This window comes from Streptomyces sp. NPDC087844, from assembly GCF_044742785.1.
GTDB lineage: Bacteria > Actinomycetota > Actinomycetes > Streptomycetales > Streptomycetaceae > Streptomyces.
In genome coordinates, this window is the sequence record NZ_JBIUVD010000009.1 from 215,334 (window position 1) to 234,853 (window position 19,520).

13 protein-coding genes and 1 pseudogene are annotated in these 19,520 nt (G+C 70.3%); 5 read left to right on the top strand and 9 right to left on the bottom strand.

Annotated elements, in window-relative coordinates:
• Window positions 1-68 precede the first annotated feature (68 nt).
• Complete coding sequence (locus ACIOKD_RS19965) at window positions 69-1,658, top strand: purple acid phosphatase family protein (RefSeq protein ID WP_402085471.1); 1,590 nt, start codon at window positions 69-71, stop codon at window positions 1,656-1,658.
• A gap of 59 nt (window positions 1,659-1,717) precedes the next feature.
• On the opposite strand, the gene ACIOKD_RS19970 is transcribed toward ACIOKD_RS19965, so the two are convergent.
• From ACIOKD_RS19970 to ACIOKD_RS19980, 3 genes are all read right to left on the bottom strand, one after another.
• Complete coding sequence (locus ACIOKD_RS19970; RefSeq protein WP_265649617.1) at window positions 1,718-1,846, bottom strand: hypothetical protein; 129 nt, start codon at window positions 1,844-1,846, stop codon at window positions 1,718-1,720.
• Between the two features lie 384 nt (window positions 1,847-2,230).
• Window positions 2,231-3,871 (bottom strand): L-glutamate gamma-semialdehyde dehydrogenase, encoded by a 1,641-nt coding sequence (gene pruA / locus ACIOKD_RS19975; RefSeq protein WP_402085474.1) that lies wholly within the window; start codon window positions 3,869-3,871, stop codon window positions 2,231-2,233.
• Window positions 3,872-4,092: 221 nt separating this feature from the next.
• The gene (locus ACIOKD_RS19980; protein WP_402085477.1) at window positions 4,093-5,019 is read right to left on the bottom strand and encodes a proline dehydrogenase family protein; all 927 of its coding nucleotides are present in this window, start codon (window positions 5,017-5,019) and stop codon (window positions 4,093-4,095) included.
• Between the two features lie 150 nt (window positions 5,020-5,169).
• Here ACIOKD_RS19980 and ACIOKD_RS19985 point away from each other — a divergent pair, with 150 nt between their 5' ends.
• The 3 genes and pseudogenes from ACIOKD_RS19985 (at window position 5,170) to ACIOKD_RS19995 (ending at window position 8,452) form a co-directional block, all read left to right on the top strand.
• A complete protein-coding gene (locus ACIOKD_RS19985) occupies window positions 5,170-6,408 on the top strand; it encodes a PucR family transcriptional regulator (RefSeq protein WP_402085479.1) in 1,239 nt (412 codons plus the stop codon).
• Window positions 6,409-6,956: 548 nt separating this feature from the next.
• Window positions 6,957-7,769: pseudogene (locus tag ACIOKD_RS19990) on the top strand (ABC transporter permease); the annotation flags it as partial.
• On the top strand, window positions 7,766-8,452 hold the full coding sequence (locus ACIOKD_RS19995) for an ATP-binding cassette domain-containing protein (RefSeq protein WP_402085481.1): 687 nt from the start codon (window positions 7,766-7,768) through the stop codon (window positions 8,450-8,452). The pseudogene ACIOKD_RS19990 and the gene ACIOKD_RS19995, both read left to right, overlap by 4 nt.
• Here ACIOKD_RS19995 and ACIOKD_RS20000 read toward each other — a convergent pair.
• Window positions 8,397-9,017, bottom strand: coding sequence for a TetR/AcrR family transcriptional regulator (locus ACIOKD_RS20000; protein ID WP_402085484.1), 621 nt, complete (start codon window positions 9,015-9,017; stop codon window positions 8,397-8,399). The genes ACIOKD_RS19995 and ACIOKD_RS20000 overlap by 56 nt on opposite strands.
• A 97-nt stretch (window positions 9,018-9,114) precedes the next feature.
• On the opposite strand from ACIOKD_RS20000, the gene ACIOKD_RS20005 reads away from it, so the two are divergent.
• Window positions 9,115-10,752: an MFS transporter gene (locus ACIOKD_RS20005; RefSeq protein WP_402085486.1), complete on the top strand. Its 1,638-nt coding sequence runs from the start codon at window positions 9,115-9,117 to the stop codon at window positions 10,750-10,752.
• A gap of 105 nt (window positions 10,753-10,857) precedes the next feature.
• Here the strand turns inward: ACIOKD_RS20005 and serA are convergent, their stop codons facing one another.
• The 5 genes from serA to ACIOKD_RS20030 all read right to left on the bottom strand — a co-directional run bounded on the left by serA (window position 10,858) and on the right by ACIOKD_RS20030 (window position 19,486).
• Window positions 10,858-12,447: a phosphoglycerate dehydrogenase gene (serA, locus tag ACIOKD_RS20010; protein WP_402085489.1), complete on the bottom strand. Its 1,590-nt coding sequence runs from the start codon at window positions 12,445-12,447 to the stop codon at window positions 10,858-10,860.
• A gap of 322 nt (window positions 12,448-12,769) precedes the next feature.
• Window positions 12,770-13,768, bottom strand: a complete 999-nt coding sequence (gene ilvC / locus ACIOKD_RS20015) for a ketol-acid reductoisomerase (protein ID WP_402085492.1) — start codon at window positions 13,766-13,768, stop codon at window positions 12,770-12,772.
• A gap of 167 nt (window positions 13,769-13,935) precedes the next feature.
• Entirely contained in the window at window positions 13,936-14,463 is a 528-nt protein-coding gene (gene ilvN, locus ACIOKD_RS20020) for an acetolactate synthase small subunit (protein WP_107021902.1), read from the bottom strand.
• Window positions 14,464-14,489: 26 nt separating this feature from the next.
• Window positions 14,490-16,346 carry an acetolactate synthase large subunit gene (locus ACIOKD_RS20025; RefSeq protein ID WP_402085496.1) on the bottom strand — a complete coding sequence of 619 codons (1,857 nt, stop codon included), beginning with the start codon at window positions 16,344-16,346 and terminating at the stop codon, window positions 14,490-14,492.
• A 239-nt stretch (window positions 16,347-16,585) separates the two neighbouring features.
• Window positions 16,586-19,486, bottom strand: coding sequence for a putative bifunctional diguanylate cyclase/phosphodiesterase (locus ACIOKD_RS20030; RefSeq protein ID WP_402085711.1), 2,901 nt, complete (start codon window positions 19,484-19,486; stop codon window positions 16,586-16,588).
• Window positions 19,487-19,520 lie beyond the last annotated feature (34 nt).

Genomic DNA, 19,520 nt, shown 5'->3' on the forward strand with positions numbered 1-19,520 from the left:
GGCCGCCGTTCACCTGTACGTATGGCGCATGTTGGCGCCCGATGGGAAGTGATGGGAAGTTCAGCGTCATGGACACTCCCGACGTCGGCATTCCGCCGCAGCTCGCCCGCCGGATGAGCATGGCGGAGCAGTACGAGTACCTGCGGACGAAGTTCTCCCGCCGTCGCGCCCTGGTGAGCGCGGGCGCGGTGGCCGGCGGCCTGCTGACCGGCTGCGGCGGCTCGGGCTCCGGTTCCGGTACGGACGCGGCGAGCCGGTCCGCCTCCCCCCTGGCCGCCGGTCCGGCACCCACCGAGAAGGTGGACGGCGCGGTCGTCACCCCCTTCGGCCGCCATCTCGCCTTCGGCGCGGACCCGAAGACCCAGATGCGCGTCTCGTGGCAGGTGCCGCTCACGGTCAGGAAGCCGTACGTGCGGGTGGGGCTGAAGCCCTGGGAGCTGAGCCGGAGGATCGAGGCCGAGGTACGCGACCTGCACACCCCCGGGCTCGAAGGCGTACGGCTCGCCCTCGACCAGTTCTACCTGCACGCGGCACTCGACGGCCTGCGGCCCGGGACGACGTACTACTACGGGGTCGGTCACGAGGGGTTCGACCCGGCGTCCAGGGAACGGCACTCCACGGTCGGCTCGTTCACCACGGCGCCCGCCCGTGCGGAGAAGTTCGTGTTCACCGCGTTCGGCGACCAGGGCGTCACCCCGGACGCACTCGCCAACGACAAGCTGATCCTCGGCCGGGAGCCCGCCTTCCATCTGCACGCGGGCGACATCTGCTACGCGGACGTGACCGGCCACGGCAAGGAGTCGGACATCTACGACCCCACCGCCTGGGACCTGTTCCTCAAGCAGACGGAGACGGTCGCGAAGACGGTCCCGTGGATGGTGACGACCGGCAACCACGACATGGAGGCCTGGTACTCACCGAACGGGTACGGCGGCCAGTCGGCCCGCTTCTCGCTCCCCGACAACGGATTCGACGCGAGGAACGCTCCGGGCGTCTACTCGTTCACGTACGGCAACGTCGGGATCGTGGCGCTGGACGCGAACGACGTGTCGTACGAGATCCCCGCCAACAAGGGCTACTCGCAGGGCCGGCAGACGGCCTGGCTCGACAGGCGGCTCGGGGAACTGCGCAAGGACGAGGGCGTCGACTTCGTCGTGGTCTTCTTCCATCACTGCGCCTACTCGACGTCGACCCATGCCTCGGACGGAGGCGTACGGGACGCCTGGCTGCCGCTGTTCACCAAGCACCAGGTGGATCTGGTGATCAACGGCCACAACCACGTGTACGAGCGCACCGACGCCGTCAAGAACGGCGGGGTGGGCAAGCCGGTGCCGGTCGGCGGGTCGACCGATCCGACGCGGGACGGGATCGTGTACGTCACGGCGGGCGGCGCGGGCAAGAGCCTGTACAGCTTCCCCTCAGGGGTGAAGGACAGCTACGAGGGCAAGGTCGCCGACCGCGAGTCCGTGGACACCTACCACTGGACGAAGTCGAAGAACCAGAACCCCGACACCGTGGAGTGGTCGCGGGTGCGGTACACCGGCTACTCCTTCCTCTCCGTGGAGGCGGAGTCAGGACCGGCTCCCCGGCTCAGGGTGTCGGCGCTCGCCCAGAGCGGGAAGCGCATCGACCACTTCGAGGTGCGGCGCGGAGCGTGAGGCCCCGCGCCACACCCCGATCGGGCGCGGCTCCCGGCTTCTTCGGTGGCGGTCGGGGCTCAGTGGCCCGTGGAGCCGCCGTTGTCCCGGCGGTCGAGGGCGCGCTGGAGCGCGGCAGCGGCGTTCTTGCGGTCGGACTCGCTGGTACGGGAGACGTGGCGGACTCGGCGGGCGGTCGTCTCGGCCATGGTGAATCGACTCCTTGCCTCCGGCAGTGGACGCCGGAAATGCGGTGAGGGGTTACGAGACGCCGGAAGGGGCGGGGAGCGGCGCCGCAGGGGTTGCCTGCCAGGGGCTCCGGCTCACGACCGCCATTCGCTGGGTCGAGCGAGACGTTCGGCTCCTACAAAGCTAAGCGAGGACTCCACATCTGTCTCCATAGTTAGTCGGACTTCCTACTATCTGAGACGGCGAGTTGGGTCACACGTCTGTGACCTGCGCTTTCGAACGCACGCCGCCCCCGGCCCGGAGGGGTGCTTCCGGGGCGGGGGCGGTTCGGTGGGGACGTCGGCCCGTGTGCGGGGACGTCCCGGCCTGGGTGCGGGTGGGACTCAGCTCGGTACGAGCCGGTCTCAGCCCATGTGCGGGTACGGGTAGTCGGTCGGGGCGACCAGCGTCTCCTTGATGGCGCGGGTCAGCGTCCAGCGCATCAGGTTCTGCGGGGCGCCCGCCTTGTCGTTCGTGCCGGACGCGCGACCGCCGCCGAAGGGCTGCTGGCCGACGACGGCACCGGTCGACTTGTCGTTGATGTAGAAGTTGCCCGCGGCGTAGCGCAGCTTCTCCATCGTGTACGCGGCGGCGGCGCGGTCGCCCGCGATGACCGAGCCGGTGAGCGCGTAGTCCGACACCGACTCCATCTGGGCCAGCATCTCGTCGTAGGCGTCGGCAGAACTGTCGTCGTAGACGTGCACGGCGAGGAACGGGCCGAAGTACTCCGTGGTGAAGACCTCGTTGGCCGGGTCGGAGCACTCGACGACGGTCGGGCGCACGAAGTAGCCCACCGAGTCGTCGTACGTGCCGCCCGCGACGATCGTGCAGCTCGGGTCCGCGGCGGCCCGGTCGATCGCGGCCTTGTTCTTGGCGAAGGACCGCTCGTCGATGACGGCGCCGATGAAGTTCGACAGGTCGGTGACGTCACCCATGGTGATGCCGTCGATCTCGGCCGCGAACTCCTCCTTGAAGCCGGAGTTCCAGATGGAGGCCGGGACGTAGGCGCGCGAGGAGGCGCTGCACTTCTGGCCCTGGTACTCGAAGGAACCGCGGGTGAGGGCGGTCTTGAGGACGGCACGGTCGGCGCTCGGGTGCGCGACGACGAAGTCCTTGCCGCCGGTCTCGCCGACCATGCGCGGGTAGGTGCGGTACTTCTCGATGTTGTTGCCGACCGTCTTCCACAGGTACTGGAAGGTCTTGGTCGAGCCGGTGAAGTGGACGCCGGCCAGGTCGCGGTGTTCGAGGGCGACCCCGGAGACCTCGATGCCGTCGCCGGTGACGAGGTTGATGACGCCCTTGGGCAGGCCCGCCTCCTCCAGGAGCCGCATGAGCAGCACGGCGGCGTGGGTCTGCGTCGGGGACGGCTTCCAGACGACGACGTTGCCCATGAGGGCGGGGGCCGTGGGCAGGTTGCCCGCGATGGCCGTGAAGTTGAACGGCGTGATCGCGTAGACGAAGCCTTCGAGCGGGCGGTGGTCGAGCCGGTTCCAGACGCCGGGCGAGTTCGCCGGGGGCTGCTCGGCGAGCAGGTCACGGGCGTACTTGACGTTGAAGCGCCAGAAGTCGACCAGCTCGCAGGGACAGTCGATCTCCGCCTGCTGGGCCGTCTTGGACTGGCCGAGCATGGTGGAGGCGGCGAGGGTCTCGCGCCACGGTCCCGAGAGCAGTTCGGCGGCGCGCAGGATGATCGCGGCGCGGTCGTCGAAGGACATCGCGCGCCAGGCGGGCGCGGCGGCGAGGGCCGCGTCCACGGCGTCCTGGGCATCCTGCTTCGTGGCGTTCGCGTAGGTGCCGAGCCGCGCCTTGTGGTTGTGCGGCTGCACGACGTCGAAGCGCTCGCCGCCGCCCATCCGCTTCTCGCCGCCGATGGTCATCGGCAGGTCGATCGGGTTCTCGGCGAGCTCCTTGAGCTTCGCCTCCAGGCGGGCGCGCTCGGGCGTGCCGGGGGCGTAGCCGTGCACCGGCTCGTTGACGGGGGTGGGGACCTGGGTCACTGCGTCCATGGATTCCGTACTCCTTGATGAGCGGGTGTGTCGGGGCTCGGGCCCGGGTCGGCGGCCCCCTTGCTGATGTCTTGGGCTCAGTGCCCGCGTCAGCCCCTGGTGAGGACCGAGCGGGCGAAGAAGAGCAGGTTGGCCGGCTTCTCCGCCAGACGGCGCATACTGTGCCCGCCCGGGGGACAACCCCCGGACCCCCGGCCGAAAGACTGTGTCGTCGCCATCCCTCAGCCCCGGGTCAACAAGCTGCGGGCGAAGAACCGCAGATTGGCCGGCTTCTCCGCCAGGCGGCGCATGAAGTAGCCGTACCAGTCGGTGCCGTAGGCGGTGTAGACCCGCATGCGGTGCCCCTCGGCGGCGAGCCTGAGGTGCTCGTCGCTCCTGATCCCGTACAGCATCTGGAACTCGTACTCGTCGATCTTGCGTCCGGCGCGCCGTCCCAGTTCCTGCGCGATGGAGATCAGGCGCGGGTCGTGGGACCCGATCATCGGGTACCCGTCGCCCTCCATGAGGATGCGCAGGACCCGGACGTACGCCTTGTCGATCTCCGGCTTCCACTGGTACGCGACCTCGGCGGGCTCCTTGTACGCGCCCTTCACGAGCCGTACGCGGCTGCCGTTCGCGGCGAGGCGGCGGGCGTCGGCCTCGGTGCGGAAGAGGTAGGCCTGGATGACGCAGCCGGTCTCCGGGAAGTCCTCGCGGAGCTCCTCGTGGATGGCGAACATCGAGTCGAGGGTGGTGTGGTCCTCGGCGTCGAGCGTGACGGTCGTGCCGATGGCGGCGGCGGCCTCGACGACCGGCCGGACGTTGGCCAGCGCCAGCTCGTGCCCGCCTTCCAGCGCCTGCCCGAACATGGACAGCTTCACCGACATCTCGGCGCGCGTCCCGAGGTCGAGTTCTGCCAGACGGCCGATCAGCTCCAGGTACGCGTCACGGGCGGCCCCGGCCTGCTCGGGGGTGGTGATGTCCTCGCCGACGACATCCATGGTCAGCTCCAGGCCCCTGGCCGTGAGCTCCCGGATGATCGGCACGATCTGGTCGACGCTCTCGCCCGGGATGAAGCGGTCGACGACCGGCCTGGTCACCGGGGCCGCCGAGACAAGACGACGCATCCGGTCGCTGCGCGAGGCGGCGAGAATCACGGGACCCAGCACGGGGCACCTCCACAGAAAGCCGGTAGACGGAGAACCACCGTGAAACCTAGGGATTCCCCCGATCGTCAGCCATCGACAGCTGTCACGCATCCGTGTCGCCGATCTCAGACAGATGTATGAAGGCGGTCGGAAAGGAGGCACAATGCCCAGGTGACGGCCGAATTCAAGGGTGACTATCAGGACCTGGTCGACGAGATCTCGGAGCTTCTCGGCGCCCCCGCGACGCTGGAGAACCGCGACTTCGAGCTGATCGCCTTCGGCGCGTACGACAGCGAGGGCGAGCTGGACGCCTCGGCTCTCGACCCGGTGCGCGCCCGCTCGATCCTCACGCGCCGCTCCACGGCGGCGGTCCGCACCTGGTTCGAGAGTTTCGGCATCGCGCGGGCGACAGGACCGATCCGTATCCCGCCGACTCCGGAGGCGGGCGTCCACCGGGGCCGTGTCTGTCTCCCGGTACGCCACCGGGGGGTCGCCCTCGGCTATGTGTGGCTCCTGGCCGACGAGCCGGGCCCCACCGACCGGCAGCTCGCGGCGGCCATGGAGGTGACGCCGCGCATCGGCGCCCTGCTCGCCGACGAGGCCCAGGCGGGCGCCGACCTGAGCCGCGAACTGCGCGCCGTGCTCACCGCCGGGAGCGGCTGGCAGCACGAGTTGGCGGTGACGGAACTGCGTACGGCCCTCGGCCCGCGCGGCGAGGGCCTCCACACCGTGCTCTGTGTGGCCGCCTGGCCCTCGGCCGACCCCGACGACGCCCCGTCCGTCCGGACGATCCCGGGCGCCACCGCGCTGTGCGCCCTCCCCTGGAACACCGACGACCAGGGGCTGGCCCTGCTGGTCCGGCTGCGCTCCCCGGAGGTCCTCACCCCGGCGACGACGGCGGCTGCCCGCCTCCTGGAGAGGGCCGAGGAGGTACGGGGGTCCGCCCCGCCCGGTCAGCACGTGAACGAGGGAGCCGAGGGCACACCGGGCGGCGGCGGCCGGGCGGCGGCCGGGATCGCCGTCCCCCGCACCGGTCTCGCCGACCTCTCCACCGCCTGGCAGGAGGCCTCCGCCGCCGCCCGCGCGGCCCTGGCCGAGCCCCGGCTGGGCCCGGTGGCGCACTGGTCGTCGATCGGCCCGTACCGCCTGCTGTCGACGATGTCCCCGACCGCCGCCCCCGACCCGGCGGTACGCCCGCTGCTCACCCCAGCCCACCGCGAACTGGCCCGCACCGCCGAGGTGTTCCTCGACTGTGCGGGCCAGGCCGGCCGCGCCGCGGCGGAGCTGGGCATCCACCGCCAGACCCTCTACTACCGCCTGTCCCGCGTCGAACAGCTCACAGGCCTGGACCTGGACGACGGCGAGGACCGGCTGCTGCTGCACATGGTGATCAAGGCGCGGCGCCTCTAGGGCGTGTTTCGACAGTCCCGTCCGCCACCGCCGAGTCCGAGGCCACCGACCAGGGCACACCCACCGCCCAGGACCTGATCGGCTTCTTCCACCGGGACGAGCAGCCCTCTTGAACCCCGCGTCGCCGTTCGGCCGCTTCGCCCGGTCGCCGCTTCGCCCGGTCGCCGCTTCGCCCGGTCGCTGCTTCGCCCGGTCGCCGCTTCGCCTGTCCGGGCCCGGCGAGTAGGCGCGCCGGGCCCGGACAGGCGTGGTGCACTCACCGGCATGCCCCTGTTGATGCTCGATCTCGACCACACACTCGTCGACCGTGATGCCGCCTTCCGGGAGGCGGCGTCCGCGTTCCTCGCCGCCAACGGGCTTCCCGTGGACGACCTCGCGTAACTGATGTCCGTCGACGGCAGCGGTTACCCGCCGAGGCAGCACGTGGCTCGGGCCATGGCCGCCCGCTACGGGGAAGCCGCCCCGGAGGACCGCGTCCGGGACTTCCTCGACCGGGGCGCGGCCGATCGCGTCGTGCTGACGGCAGCCGTGCGCACGGCTCGTCGGGGCCGTCGACGCTCGCGGCGGTACTCCTCACCACCAGCGCCTGGGGCCTGCTGCGCGACCCGTACACCGTGGACACGGCCGCCCGCCTCCGAGCACCCTCCTGGACCCACCCGCTCGGCACCGACGGGCTCGGCCGTGACGTGCTGGCGCGGCTGGGGCACGGGGCCGCGTCGACGGTCGGCACCGCCGCCGCGGTGTGTCTGGCCGGTCTCCTGCTCGCGCTGGCCCTCGGCTTCCTGCCGAACCTGGCCGCCGGCGCCTCCGACATCGCGAACGCGCTGCCGCCGGTGATCGTCGGCATCCTGGTCGCGGCGGTCGCGGGCCCGGGCACGGGCGGTGCCGCGTGGGCCGTGGCCCTGATCTCCTGGCCACCCCTCGCGGCCCACGCGGCGGCGCTGGTGCAGGAGATCCGCGCGTCCACCTTCCTCCTGACCCAACGGGCCATCGGCGCGAGCCCGTTGTGGATCCTCACCCGGCACGTCCTGCCCTCGGTGGCGGCCCCGGTCACCCGCCACGCCCTGCTGCGTCTGCCCGGCATCGCCCTGGCCCTCGCCTCGCTCGGCTTCCTCGGCCTCGGCGCTCAGCCGCCCGCACCGGAGTGGGGTCTCCTCCTGGACGAGTCCCGCGCCTACGTGGAACGCGCCCCCCGGGCGGCCCTGGCCCCGGCGGTAGCGCTGGCACTGCTGGCGGGACTCTCGGTGTCGGCGGCCTCGTACACGGCGAGCGAGCCGGTCCGAGGCCGCTCACCGGCCCGGACCCGCCTCTCCTTCGTCCCGGCCGCACTTCGTCGCCCACGCGAGGAGCCGGCCCGTTGAACACCCACCCCGAAGTACTGCTCCGCGTACGGGACCTGCGGGTCTCCTTCGGCGCCGTGGAGGCCGTACGCGGCCTCTCCTTCGACGTACGTGCCGGTCAGGTCCTCGCCGTGGTGGGCGAGTCGGGCGCGGGCAAGTCCCTGACGGCCCGCGCGCTGCTCGGCATGCCGCCACGCCGGGCGACGGTGTCGGGCAGCGTGCGGCTCGGACCACGGGAACTGGTGGACGCCCCCCGTTCCGTACGCGCCGCCCTCTGGGGCCGCCGTCTCAGCCTCGTACCCCAGGACGCGCTCTCGGCGCTCTCCCCCGTGCACCCGGTGGCCGACCAGCTCGCGGCGGCCGTCCGGTCCGTGGACGGGGTGTCCCGCGGGGCGGCGCCGGCCCGGGCGGTGGCCGCGCTGGAGGAGGTCGGCATCACGGCGGACCGGGCCCGGCGCCGTCCGCACGAGTTCTCGGGCGGTATGCGGCAACGGGCCGTCACCGCCATGGCGTTGCTCCACTCCCCCGCACTCGTGGTCGCCGACGAACCGACCACGGCCCAGGACCGCTACCTCTTCATCTGCCACGACATGGCGGTCGTACGCCACTTCCGCGACCGGGTGGCCGAGATGCGCGACGGCCGGATCCTCAGGACGACGGCTCGCCCTTCGGTCCCGGCACCTTCCCTTCCGTGGCCTCGATGACCTTCCGCAGGCCCTCGGTGAGTTCGTCGGCGTCGGTCGCGGTCCCGGGGTCGAAGGTCCACTGTGCGATGAGCCCCATCATCAGGGTCATGTAGAACTTGCCCAGGGTGTCGACGTCGTCTTCGGACACGTCCTCCTCCAGGCCGCCCATCAGCATCGGGATGACGCCGCGCGCCCCTTCGCGCTGGGCCTTGGCGAGATGGGCGCGCACCCCGGGCAGCTTGTCGCCCATGGCCACGATCTCCATGCTGAGATGCCAGGGCGAGCCGGGTGTGCGCATGGTCGCGATGATGTTCTTCCAGACCTCGTGGAACCGCTCCAGCGAACCCGGCTCGGAACCGGCCGCCTCCTGCTGCTGCTCCGTACCGTCGAAGTCGTCGGAGACCCCCTCGACGATGGAGATGTACGCCTCCGCGAGCAGCGTGTCCTTCGCCCCGTAGTGGTAGCCGATCGACGCCAGGTTCGTCCCCGACTCCTTGACGATGTCGCGCGCGGTCGTCCGCGCGAAGCCCTTTTCCAGCAGGCAGCGCTTGGCGCCTTCGAGCAGATCCTCACGGTGTCCCATGCCCGTCACCCTACCTCTGCGACAGACAAGCGTCCCAGACACGCGTATTACACTTGCGTACTAGACACGCGTTTAAGACGCCCGTACAGTCCACGGCATGACGAACCCGCCGAACCCGATCGCCGACGCCGCGCCCCCTCCCGCGCCCCTTCCCGCGCCCCTTCCCGGACCCCTGGCCGGACGCCGTGAATGGACCGCACTCGGCGTCCTGATGCTGCCGTTGCTCCTGGTGTCCATGGACGTCTCGGTCCTCTATTTCGCGATCCCCCAGATCAGCGCGGACCTGGAGCCGAGCGGCACCCAGCAGCTGTGGATCTTCGACGTGTACGCCTTCGTGCTCGCCGGGCTGCTGATGACGATGGGCTCGATCGGTGACCGCATCGGCCGCCGCAGGCTCCTCCTGATCGGCGCCGCCGCCTTCGGCGCCGCCTCACTGATCGCGGCGTACGCGAACAGCCCTGAGACGCTGATCGCTGCCCGCGCGGTGCTCGGTATCGGCGGTGCGACCCTGATGCCGTCCACCCTGGCGATGATCCGCACGCTCTTCACGGACCCGGGCCAGCGCTCCAAGGCCATCGGCATGTGGTCCGCGGTGATGACGGGCGGTGTCGCGCTCGGCTCGGTGATGAGCGGTGTCCTCGTCGAGCACTTCTGGTGGGGCTCGGTGTTCCTGGTGAACCTGCCCGCGATGGCGCTGCTGCTGATCCTCGGCCCGTTCCTGCTCCCGGAGTCCAAGAACCCTTCGCCGGGCCGCTTCGACCTGCTGAGCGTGCCCCTGTCCATGGCCGCCGTCCTGCCGGTGATCTACGGCATCAAGGAGATCCCGTCGGAGGGCTGGAACGTCCGTTACGTCGTCTCGGTCACCGTCGGCCTGCTCTTCGCCGCGCTGTTCGTCCACCGCCAGCGGACCACCGAGTCACCGATGCTCCCGCCCGCGCTCTTCCGCGGCCGGGGCTTCACGCCCGCCGTCGTACTGAACCTGCTGTCGTCGTTCGCCATGCTGGGCTCGGCGTACTTCACCACGCAGTACCTCCAGTCGGTGCTCGGCAAGAGCTCCATGGAGGCCGCGCTGTGGGCACTGCTGCCCACGGTGCTGGTCGGTGTCGCCGCCCCGGTCGCCGCGCAACTCGTCCAGCGGGGAGTGAACCGGGCGTACGTCGTCGCCGGCGGGTTCGTGTTCGCCGCCTGCGGATACGGGATGCTCACGGCCGCCGGTACGGACTCGATGTGGCTGGTGCTCGCGGCGGCGGGCGTCATCGCCTCCGGGATCGTCACCGTGATGTCCCAGATGATGGACCTGGCGCTGGGCGCCGTACCCGTGCAGCAGGCGGGGACCGCGTCCTCGGTCCTGGAGACGGGCGCGGAGTTCGGCGGCGCGCTGGGTATGGCGCTGCTGGGGTCGATCGGTACGGCGGTCTACCGGCACGAGATGCCTGCCTCGGCGCCGGCGGGGGCGCACGAGACGCTGGGCGCGGCGCTTGCCGAGGCTCAGCGGTTGCCCTCGCGGGCGGGCGAATCGCTGGTGGGCGCGGCGCGTGAGGCGTTCACCGGTGGGATGCAGGCGGCGGCTCTCGCGGGGACGCTGCTTTTGGTGGGCGCGGCGGTGCTGGCGGCAGTGACCCTGCGCGAAGTTCGGGTCCGCGAGCCGGAATGCACAGGGCCGGATCTCGCCCCCGCCGCCCCTACCCTCCCCCTCTCGGCTTCGCTCGACCGGGGGGACCCCCATCGTCACTGACTCGGGGGCTCCGCCCCCGCACCCCCGATTGCGCAGTTCCCCGCGCCCCTAGGTACTAGGGGCGCGGGGGTCCGGGGGCGGCAGCCCCAGGGAAGTCGGTCAGGGTCAGACCAGGTTGACGGACCGGGCCTGCGTAGCCCCGATCTCCTCCGCCAGCTCCGTCAGGACCGGCTGCGGCACCGTGTCGTCCACCGTGAGAACGGCGAGCGCCTCGCCGCCCACGTCCGCACGGGCGACCTGCATGCCGGCGATGTTGATACCCGCCTCACCGAGGATCCGGCCGAGGGTACCGACCACACCGGGACGGTCGGTGTAGTTGAGGACGACCATGTGATCGGCGAGCGCCAGATCCACGTCGTACTCACCGACGGCCACGATCTTCTGGTGGTGCTTGGGACCGGCGAGCGTGCCGGAGACCGAAACCTCCTGGCCGTCGCTGAGGGTGCCGCGCACCGTGACGACGTTCCGGTGGTCCGAGGACTCCGAGCTGGTCGTCAGCCGTACCTCGACACCACGCTCCTGCGCGAACAGCGGGGCGTTGACGTAGCTCACGGTCTCGTCGACGACGTCCTCGAAGACACCCTTGAGCGCGGAGAGTTCGAGCACCTTGACGTCGTGCTGGGTGATCTCGCCGTACACCTCGACGTCGAGGCGGACCGCGACCTCGCCCGCGAGCGCGGTGAAGATGCGGCCGAGCTTCTCGGCGAGCGGCAGACCCGGCTTGACGTCCTCGGCGATGACTCCGCCCTGGACGTTCACCGCGTCCGGGACCAGCTCACCGGCGAGCGCGAGACGCACCGAGCGGGCGACGGCGATACCGGCCTTCTCCTGCGCCTCGTCCGTGGAGGCGCCGAGGTGCGGGGTGCAGACGACCTGGTCGAGCTCGAAGAGCGGGGAGTCCGTGCAGGGCTCCTTCGCGTACACGTCGAGGCCGGCGCCGGCGACCCGGCCCTCCTTGAGCGCCGAGTACAGCGCGACCTCGTCGACGATCCCGCCGCGCGCGGCGTTGACGATCCGCACCGACGGCTTGACCTTGTGCAGCGCCTCGTCGCCGATGAGACCGAGGGTCTCGGGCGTCTTCGGCAGGTGGACGGTGATGAAGTCGGAGACTTCGAGCAGTTCGTCCAGCGAGAGGACCTTGACGCCCATCTGCGCGGCCCGCGCGGGCTGTACATAGGGGTCGTAGGCGACGACCTTCATGCCGAAGGCCGACATGCGCTGGGCCACGAGCGCGCCGATGCGGCCCAGACCCACGACACCGAGGGTCTTCTCCGCGAGCTCGACACCCGTGTACTTGCTGCGCTTCCACTCGCCGTTCTTCAGGGCCGTGTTGGCCTGCGGAATGTGGCGCGCGGTGGCGAGCAGCAGGCCGCAGGCCAGCTCGGCCGCGGTCACGATGTTCGAGGTGGGGGCGTTGACGACCATCACGCCGGCCTTGGTGGCGGCGGAGACGTCGACGTTGTCCAGGCCGACGCCGGCTCGTGCGACGACCTTCAGTTTCTTCGCGGCGGCGACGGCCTCGGCATCGACCTTCGTCGCGGAGCGGATCAGGATCGCGTCGACGTCGGCGATGGCGGGCAGCAACTCGGCGCGGTCGCCGCCGTTGCAGTGCCGGATCTCGAAGTCCGGGCCCAGTGCGTCCACAGTCGCGGGCGACAGTTCTTCAGCGATGAGTACGACAGGTTTCGAGCTCACGTGAGTCCTCACAAGTCCAATGCGGACGGCCGTCCCGACGGCCGCAGGCGGTGAAGGAATGCCGCGTGGAAGACGCACGACGCTGTGGGCCCGACGCGTATGTAGTGCTGCAGTCTAGTGGCGACGCGCCGTGTTCACGCGCCTCCGCAGAAGGATCACCCGCACGCCTACTACTTGGCCCCTGGGGGTCCCCCCGCGCCCTTGAGGCTGTGGGGGAGATCGAGGAGCGGGGTCCGGGGCACAGCCCCGTGACGTCACCACGGGCGGACGGATACGGCCGCGGCACCGGGGCGCACCCGGTACCACGGCCGAACCGATGGAGTCACTCGTCGTCGCCGACCCACGACATCAGCTTGCGCAGCTCCTTGCCGGTGGTCTCCAGCAGGGACTCCGCGTCAGCCGTCTTGTACTCGTTGTACTTCTTTAGACCGCCGTGGTACTCGTCCATCCACGCCTGGGCGAAGGTGCCGTCCTGGATCTCGGCGAGGACCTTCTTCATCTCGGCCTTGGTGGCGTCCGTGATGATCCGCGGGCCGGTGACGTAGTCGCCCCACTCGGCGGTCTCGGAGATCGACCAGCGCATCTTCTCCAGGCCGCCCTCGTACATGAGGTCGACGATGAGCTTCAGCTCGTGCATGCACTCGAAGTAGGCGATCTCCGGCTGGTAGCCGGCCTCGGTCAGCGTCTCGAAGCCCGCCTTGACCAGCGCGGCCGTACCACCGCAGAGGACGGCCTGCTCACCGAACAGGTCGGTCTCGGTCTCCTCGGTGAAGGTCGTCTTGATGACGCCGGCGCGGGTGCCGCCGATGCCCTTCGCGTACGAGAGGGCCAGCGGGAAGCCGTTGCCGGTCGCGTCCTGCTCGACGGCCGCGATACACGGAACGCCGCGGCCCTCCTCGTACTGGCGGCGGACCAGGTGACCCGGGCCCTTGGGGGCGACCATGCAGACGTCGACGCCGGCCGGGGGCTTGATGAAGCCGAAGCGGATGTTCAGGCCGTGGCCGAAGAACAGCGCGTCGCCGTCGTTCAGGTTGTCCTTGATGGACTCCTCGTAGACCTGGGCCTGGATCGGGTCCGGGACCAGGATCATGATGACGTCGGCCTCGGCGGCGGCCTCCGAGGGGGTCACCACGCGCAGGCCCTGCTCCTCGGCCTTCGCCTTGGACTTGGAGCCCTCGTGCAGACCGACCCGGACGTCGACGCCCGAGTCACGGAGCGACAGCGCATGGGCGTGGCCCTGACTGCCGTAACCGATGACCGCGACCTTGCGGCCCTGGATGATGGACAGGTCGGCGTCAGCGTCGTAGAACAGCTCGGCCACTTTGGGTTCTCTCCTTGGTGTGCAGGTGTTGCGTCCCACCGTATGCCGGAGGGATGAGGGGACGTTCCGGGGTCTCGGAATGCGGGCGGCCGACGGCCGCCGACCGCCCGTTTCCGGTCGTACTCGAATCTCTTACGGGGCTCCGCGCGGGTGACGGGGCCAGGGGTCTACGCGGACCGCTCCAGGGCCCGCAGCGACCGGTCGGTGATCGAGCGGGAGCCGCGGCCGATGGCGATCGTGCCGGACTGGACCAGCTCCTTGATGCCGAACGGCTCCAGCATCTTGAGCATGGCCTCCAGCTTGTCGGCGCCGCCGGTGGCCTCGATGGTGACGGCCTCCGGGGAGACGTCGACGGTCTTGGCGCGGAACAGCTGGACGATCTCGACGATCTGGGAACGCGTCTCGTTGTCGGCGCGCACCTTCACCAGAACGAGTTCGCGCTGAACGGCCGCGCCGGGTTCCAGCTCGACGATCTTCAGCACGTTGACGAGCTTGTTGAGCTGCTTGGTGACCTGTTCGAGCGGGAGTGCCTCGATCACGTTCACCACGATGGTGATGCGCGAGATGTCTGCGTGCTCGGTGACACCGACCGCCAGCGAGTCGATGTTGAAGCCGCGGCGGGAGAACAGGGCGGTGATCCGGGCGAGGACACCGGGCTTGTTCTCCACCAGGACGGAGAGCGTGTGCTTGGACATGGGTCTGCTTCCTTTACCTACGGCTCTCAGTCGTCTTCGTTGTCGCCGAAGTCGGGGCGGACGTCCCGGGCGGCCAGGATCTCGTCGTTCGAGGTGCCGGCGGCGACCATCGGCCACACCATGGCGTCCTCGTGGACGATGAAGTCGATCACTACGGGACGGTCGTTGATCGAGTTCGCCTCTTCGATGACCTTGTCCAGATCGTCCGCGGACTCGCAGCGGATCGCGTAGCAGCCCATGGCCTCCGACAGCTTCACGAAGTCGGGGACGCGGGTGCCGGCGCTCGGCTGCTTGCCGTCGGCGTCGGGACCGGAGTGCAGCACGGTGTTGGAGTACCGCTGGTTGTAGAAGAGGGTCTGCCACTGGCGGACCATCCCGAGGGCGCCGTTGTTGATGATGGCGACCTTGATCGGGATGTTGTTCAGGGCGCAGGTGGTGAGCTCCTGATTGGTCATCTGGAAGCAGCCGTCACCGTCGATCGCCCAGACCGTACGGTCCGGTGCGCCGGCCTTGGCACCCATCGCGGCCGGAACCGCGTAGCCCATCGTCCCGGCGCCGCCGGAGTTCAGCCAGGTCGCGGGCTGCTCGTACTGGATGTAGTGCGCGGCCCACATCTGATGCTGGCCCACACCCGCGGTGAAGATCGTTCCCTGCGGGGCGAGTTGGCCGACGCGCTCGATGACCTGCTGCGGGGAGAGCGAGCCGTTGTCGGGCTGCTCGTAACCCAGCGGGTACGTCTCGCGCCAGCGGTTGAGGTCCTTCCACCAGGCGGTGTAGTCGCCTGCGTGACCCTCACTGTGTTCCTTCTGCACGGCCTGGACCAGATCCGCGATGACCTCGCGGGCGTCTCCGACGATCGGCACGTCGGCGGCGCGGTTCTTGCCGATCTCGGCCGGGTCGATATCGGCGTGGACGATCTTCGCGTGCGGGGCGAAGCTGTCCAGCTTGCCGGTGACGCGGTCGTCGAAGCGGGCTCCGAGGGCGACGATCAGGTCGGCCTTCTGCAGCGCGGTGACGGCGGTGACCGCACCGTGCATGCCCGGCATTCCCACGTGCAGCGGGTGGCTGTCGGGGAATGCGCCGAGCGCCATCAGGGTGGTGGTGACGGGCGCTTGGGTGAGTTCCGCCAGAACCTTCAGTTCGGCGGTGGCACCGGCCTTGATGACGCCGCCGCCGACGTAGAGGACGGGCCGCTTCGCCTGGGTGATCAGCCGGGCCGCCTCGCGGATCTGCTTGGCGTGCGGCTTGGTCACCGGGCGGTAGCCGGGCAGGTCCATGACCGGCGGCCAGGAGAAGGTGGTCCTGGCCTGGAGGATGTCCTTGGGGATGTCGACCAGGACCGGCCCCGGGCGGCCGCTGGAGGCGATGTGGAACGCCTGCGCGATCGCCTGGGGGATGTCCTCCGCCCTGGTGACCAGGAAACTGTGCTTGGTGATCGGCATGGTGATGCCGACGATGTCCGCCTCCTGGAAGGCGTCCGTACCGATCGCCTTGGACACGACCTGCCCGGTGATCGCGACCAGCGGCACGGAGTCCATGTGGGCGTCCGCGATCGGGGTGACCAGGTTGGTGGCGCCCGGCCCTGACGTCGCCATGCACACCCCGACCTTGCCGGTGGCCTGCGCGTATCCGGTGGCCGCGTGGCCGGCGCCCTGCTCGTGGCGGACCAGCACGTGCCGCACCCGCTTGGAGTCCATCAGCGGGTCGTACGCCGGGAGGATGGTGCCGCCGGGAATGCCGAATACCGTGTCGGCCCCGACCTCCTCAAGAGCACGGACGAGGGACTGCGCTCCCGTCACCTGCTCGGGGGCGGACTGTTGTCCTCCGGAACGGGGCCGCGGCTGCGGGTGGTGGGCCCCGGTGGCCTGCTCGGTCATCGGCATTCTCTTCTCGATGCTGAGGGTTTTTGCGAGTTTTGAGCGATGTGCGATTACTGATCGACAGTCACTGGTGCAACAAAAAACCCCTCGTGCCGTGAGGCAAGCGAGGGGAGCGCGTCGGGTGCGTTAGCGGGGACTTCCGGGTCATCGATCCGGTGCTTCCCAGCTCAGCCGACGCGCTTTCCAAGTACGAGAATTCGGGTGCGCATGGCACAGACCCTCCCCCCGGCACGCTGTGCGTGTCAAGTGGGTGGGACGGGAGTCTCATCATGTGAGCGGAGCGCGATACCGGTTCCATACCCTCCCGAGGCGGCACCCGCCGCGTACGCACTTCTGCCCCCACCTGCGAAGACGCCGCTGCCACCACCTCCTGCGAAGACGGGCTCGACGGGGCCGTGGGGCACGGCGTAGACGCCGCCGGCGAGGGCTCGGCGCATTCGGTACTCGTCCAGCGGTCCGGAGAAGGCCGCGCCCTGTCCATGGGTGCAGCCCATCGAGCGCAGGGCGACGACCTGCTCGGGCAGATCCACGCCGTCGGCCACGGACTGCAGCCCCAGGTCGTTGGCGATGCGCAGCAGTCCGCTGGTGATCTTGTGGAGTCGGGCGGACTCGACGACCCCCTCGACCAGACCGCGGTCCAGCTTCAGTACGTCGACGGGCAGCCGGCGCAGCGCGGTGATCGTGGCGTAGCCGCTGCCGAAGCCCTCCAGGGCGATCCGGACACCGAGCCGCCTGAGCGCCTTCAGGCGGCGCTCCAGCTCGTCCAGGGAGACCTTGGGGTCCGTCTCGGCCAGTTCCACGATCAGGGCACCGGAGGGCAGTCCGTGCCGGGTGAGCAGCGCCTCCACCGAACTCAGCGGCATGGAGCGGTCGAGGAGTCTGCGGGCGGTCATCCGGACGGCGACGGGCACGGCGAGCCCGGTGGCCGCGCGCTCGGCGGCCTGTTCGACCGCCTCCTCCAGCATCCAGCGGCCGAGCTCGGCGGTGCGGTCGCTGTCCTCGGCGACGCGCAGGAACTCGGCGGGCGTGAACAGCACCCCTTGGGCCGAGCGCCAGCGCGCCTGCGCGGCCACCGCGGTGATCCGGCCGGTGTCCAGGCAGACCACGGGCTGGTGCAGCAGGGCGAACTCGCCGTCGTGCAGGGCGGCGCGCAGTCTGGTGGCCAGCTCCGCCTTGCGGACGACGTCCTGCTGCATCTGTGGCACGTACAGCTCGACTCGGCCCTTGCCTGCCGCCTTCGCGCGGTACATCGCCAGGTCGGCGTTGCGCAGCAGTTCACCGGCACCCAGGCCCGGCTCGGAGAAGGACACCCCGATGGAGGCGGCGACCCGGACATCGTTGCCGTCGATGAGGTAGGGCTGCGACAGGGTCGTACGAAGCCGGTCGGCCAGCTCGAAGATGTGGCGCTCGCGCGCGGTGCGGTCGCGGGAGCCGTCGCCGACGATCAGGGCCGCGAACTCGTCGCCGCCGAGCCGGGAGGCCGTGTCCCCCTTGCGGACCGAGTCCTGGAGCCTGCGGGCGGCCTGTACGAGGAGCTCGTCACCGGCCTGGTGGCCGATGGTGTCGTTGACCGCCTTGAAGCCGTCGAGGTCGATGAAGAGCACGGCGGTGCCGTGGTCGGAGGAGCGGCGGCCGGAGAGCGCCTGGCCGACGCGCTTGGTGAACAGGGCGCGGTTGGGCAGGTCGGTGAGCGGGTCGTGTTCGGCGTTGTGCTGCAACTGGGCCTGCAGGCGGACCCGTTCGGTCACGTCACGGCTGTTGAAGATGAGGCCGCCGTGGTGGCGGTTGACGGTCGACTCCACGTTGAGCCAGCCACCGCCACCGGACCTGAAGCGGCACTCGATGCGGGTGGTGGGTTCCTCCGCGGGGCTGGCGGCGAGGAAGCGGCGCACCTCGTGCACCACACAGCCCAGGTCCTCCGGGTGGATCAGCGTGGCGAGTTCGGAACCGACCAGTTCCTCTGCGGGCCGTCCGTAGACCCCGGCCGCGGCCGGGCTGACGTACCGGAGGATGCCGTTCGGTGCGGCGATCATGATGACGTCGCTTGAGCCCTGCACCAGGGAGCGGAAGTGGTTCTCCTTCTGGGCCAGTTCGTGTGTGAGGGTGATGTTGTCGACGAGCATGATGCCCTGGCGCACGACGAGCGCGAGCACGACCGTGCCCCCGGTGACGAGCACCACGCGGTCGACGCTGCGGCCGTTGAGCACGTTGTAGAGAATCCCCAGCGTGCAGACGGCGGCGGCCAGGTAGGGAGTGAGCGCCGCCAGTGAACTGCTGATGGGCCGGCTGAGGGGATACCGGCCGCGACCTCCTTCCTGGAGGGGTACGTGTGCCGGTTGTCCCTGCCGGGGCCCGGGCACGTAGCCGTACACCACGCGCGTGTGCCCTTCTTCTTCCGTGTGTCCGTGCCCCTGCCCCACCCAGGGGGCGTAGGCGAGCAGCAGTGAGCCGGCGAACCAGCCGGCGTCGAGCAGCTGCCCGGAGCGGTAGTCGTTGTGCAGCAGTGGCGAGGTGAACAGGGCGTCGCACATCACCGTCAGGGCCAGCGCCCCGATCGCGGTGTTCACCGCGGAGCGGTTCACCGCCGACCGCCTGAAGTGCAGTGCGAGCACCATGCTCACGAGAGCGATGTCGAGCAGCGGATACGCGAGCGACAGCGCGGTGTGGGGAACGCTCGGCTCCTCCGCCTTGGCCGCCTGGGCGAGCGCGAGACTCCAGGAGAGCGTGAGCAGCGAGCCGCCGATCAGCCAGGCGTCGAGTCCCAGGCAGACCCAGCCGGCCTTGCTCACCGGCCGTTTGGCGAGGACGAGCAGTCCCACGATGGCCGGTGGGGCGAAGCACAGGAAGAACAGGTCGGCGTAGCTCGGGCTGGGCACCTGGCTCCGCAGGACCACCTCGTACCAGCCCCAGACGAAGTTGCCCATCGCCGCCATCGTGGAGGAGAGCGAGAAGAGCAGCCATGCCGGTCGAAAGCGGCTGCGCCGGGTGCGGGCGCAGAGGAAGCAGGAGACGGCCGCGGTGGCGGCCGCCGCGCTCAGCCCGAAGTCGCCCATGATCAGGGCGAGTCGTGGTGAGCCCCAGCCGAGCGCGGAACCGACGGCGTATCCCGCGCACATCAGGGCGAGCACGAGTTGCGGGACCATGCGCGACCCGCCCCCGGCGACCTGGCCGCGGGCG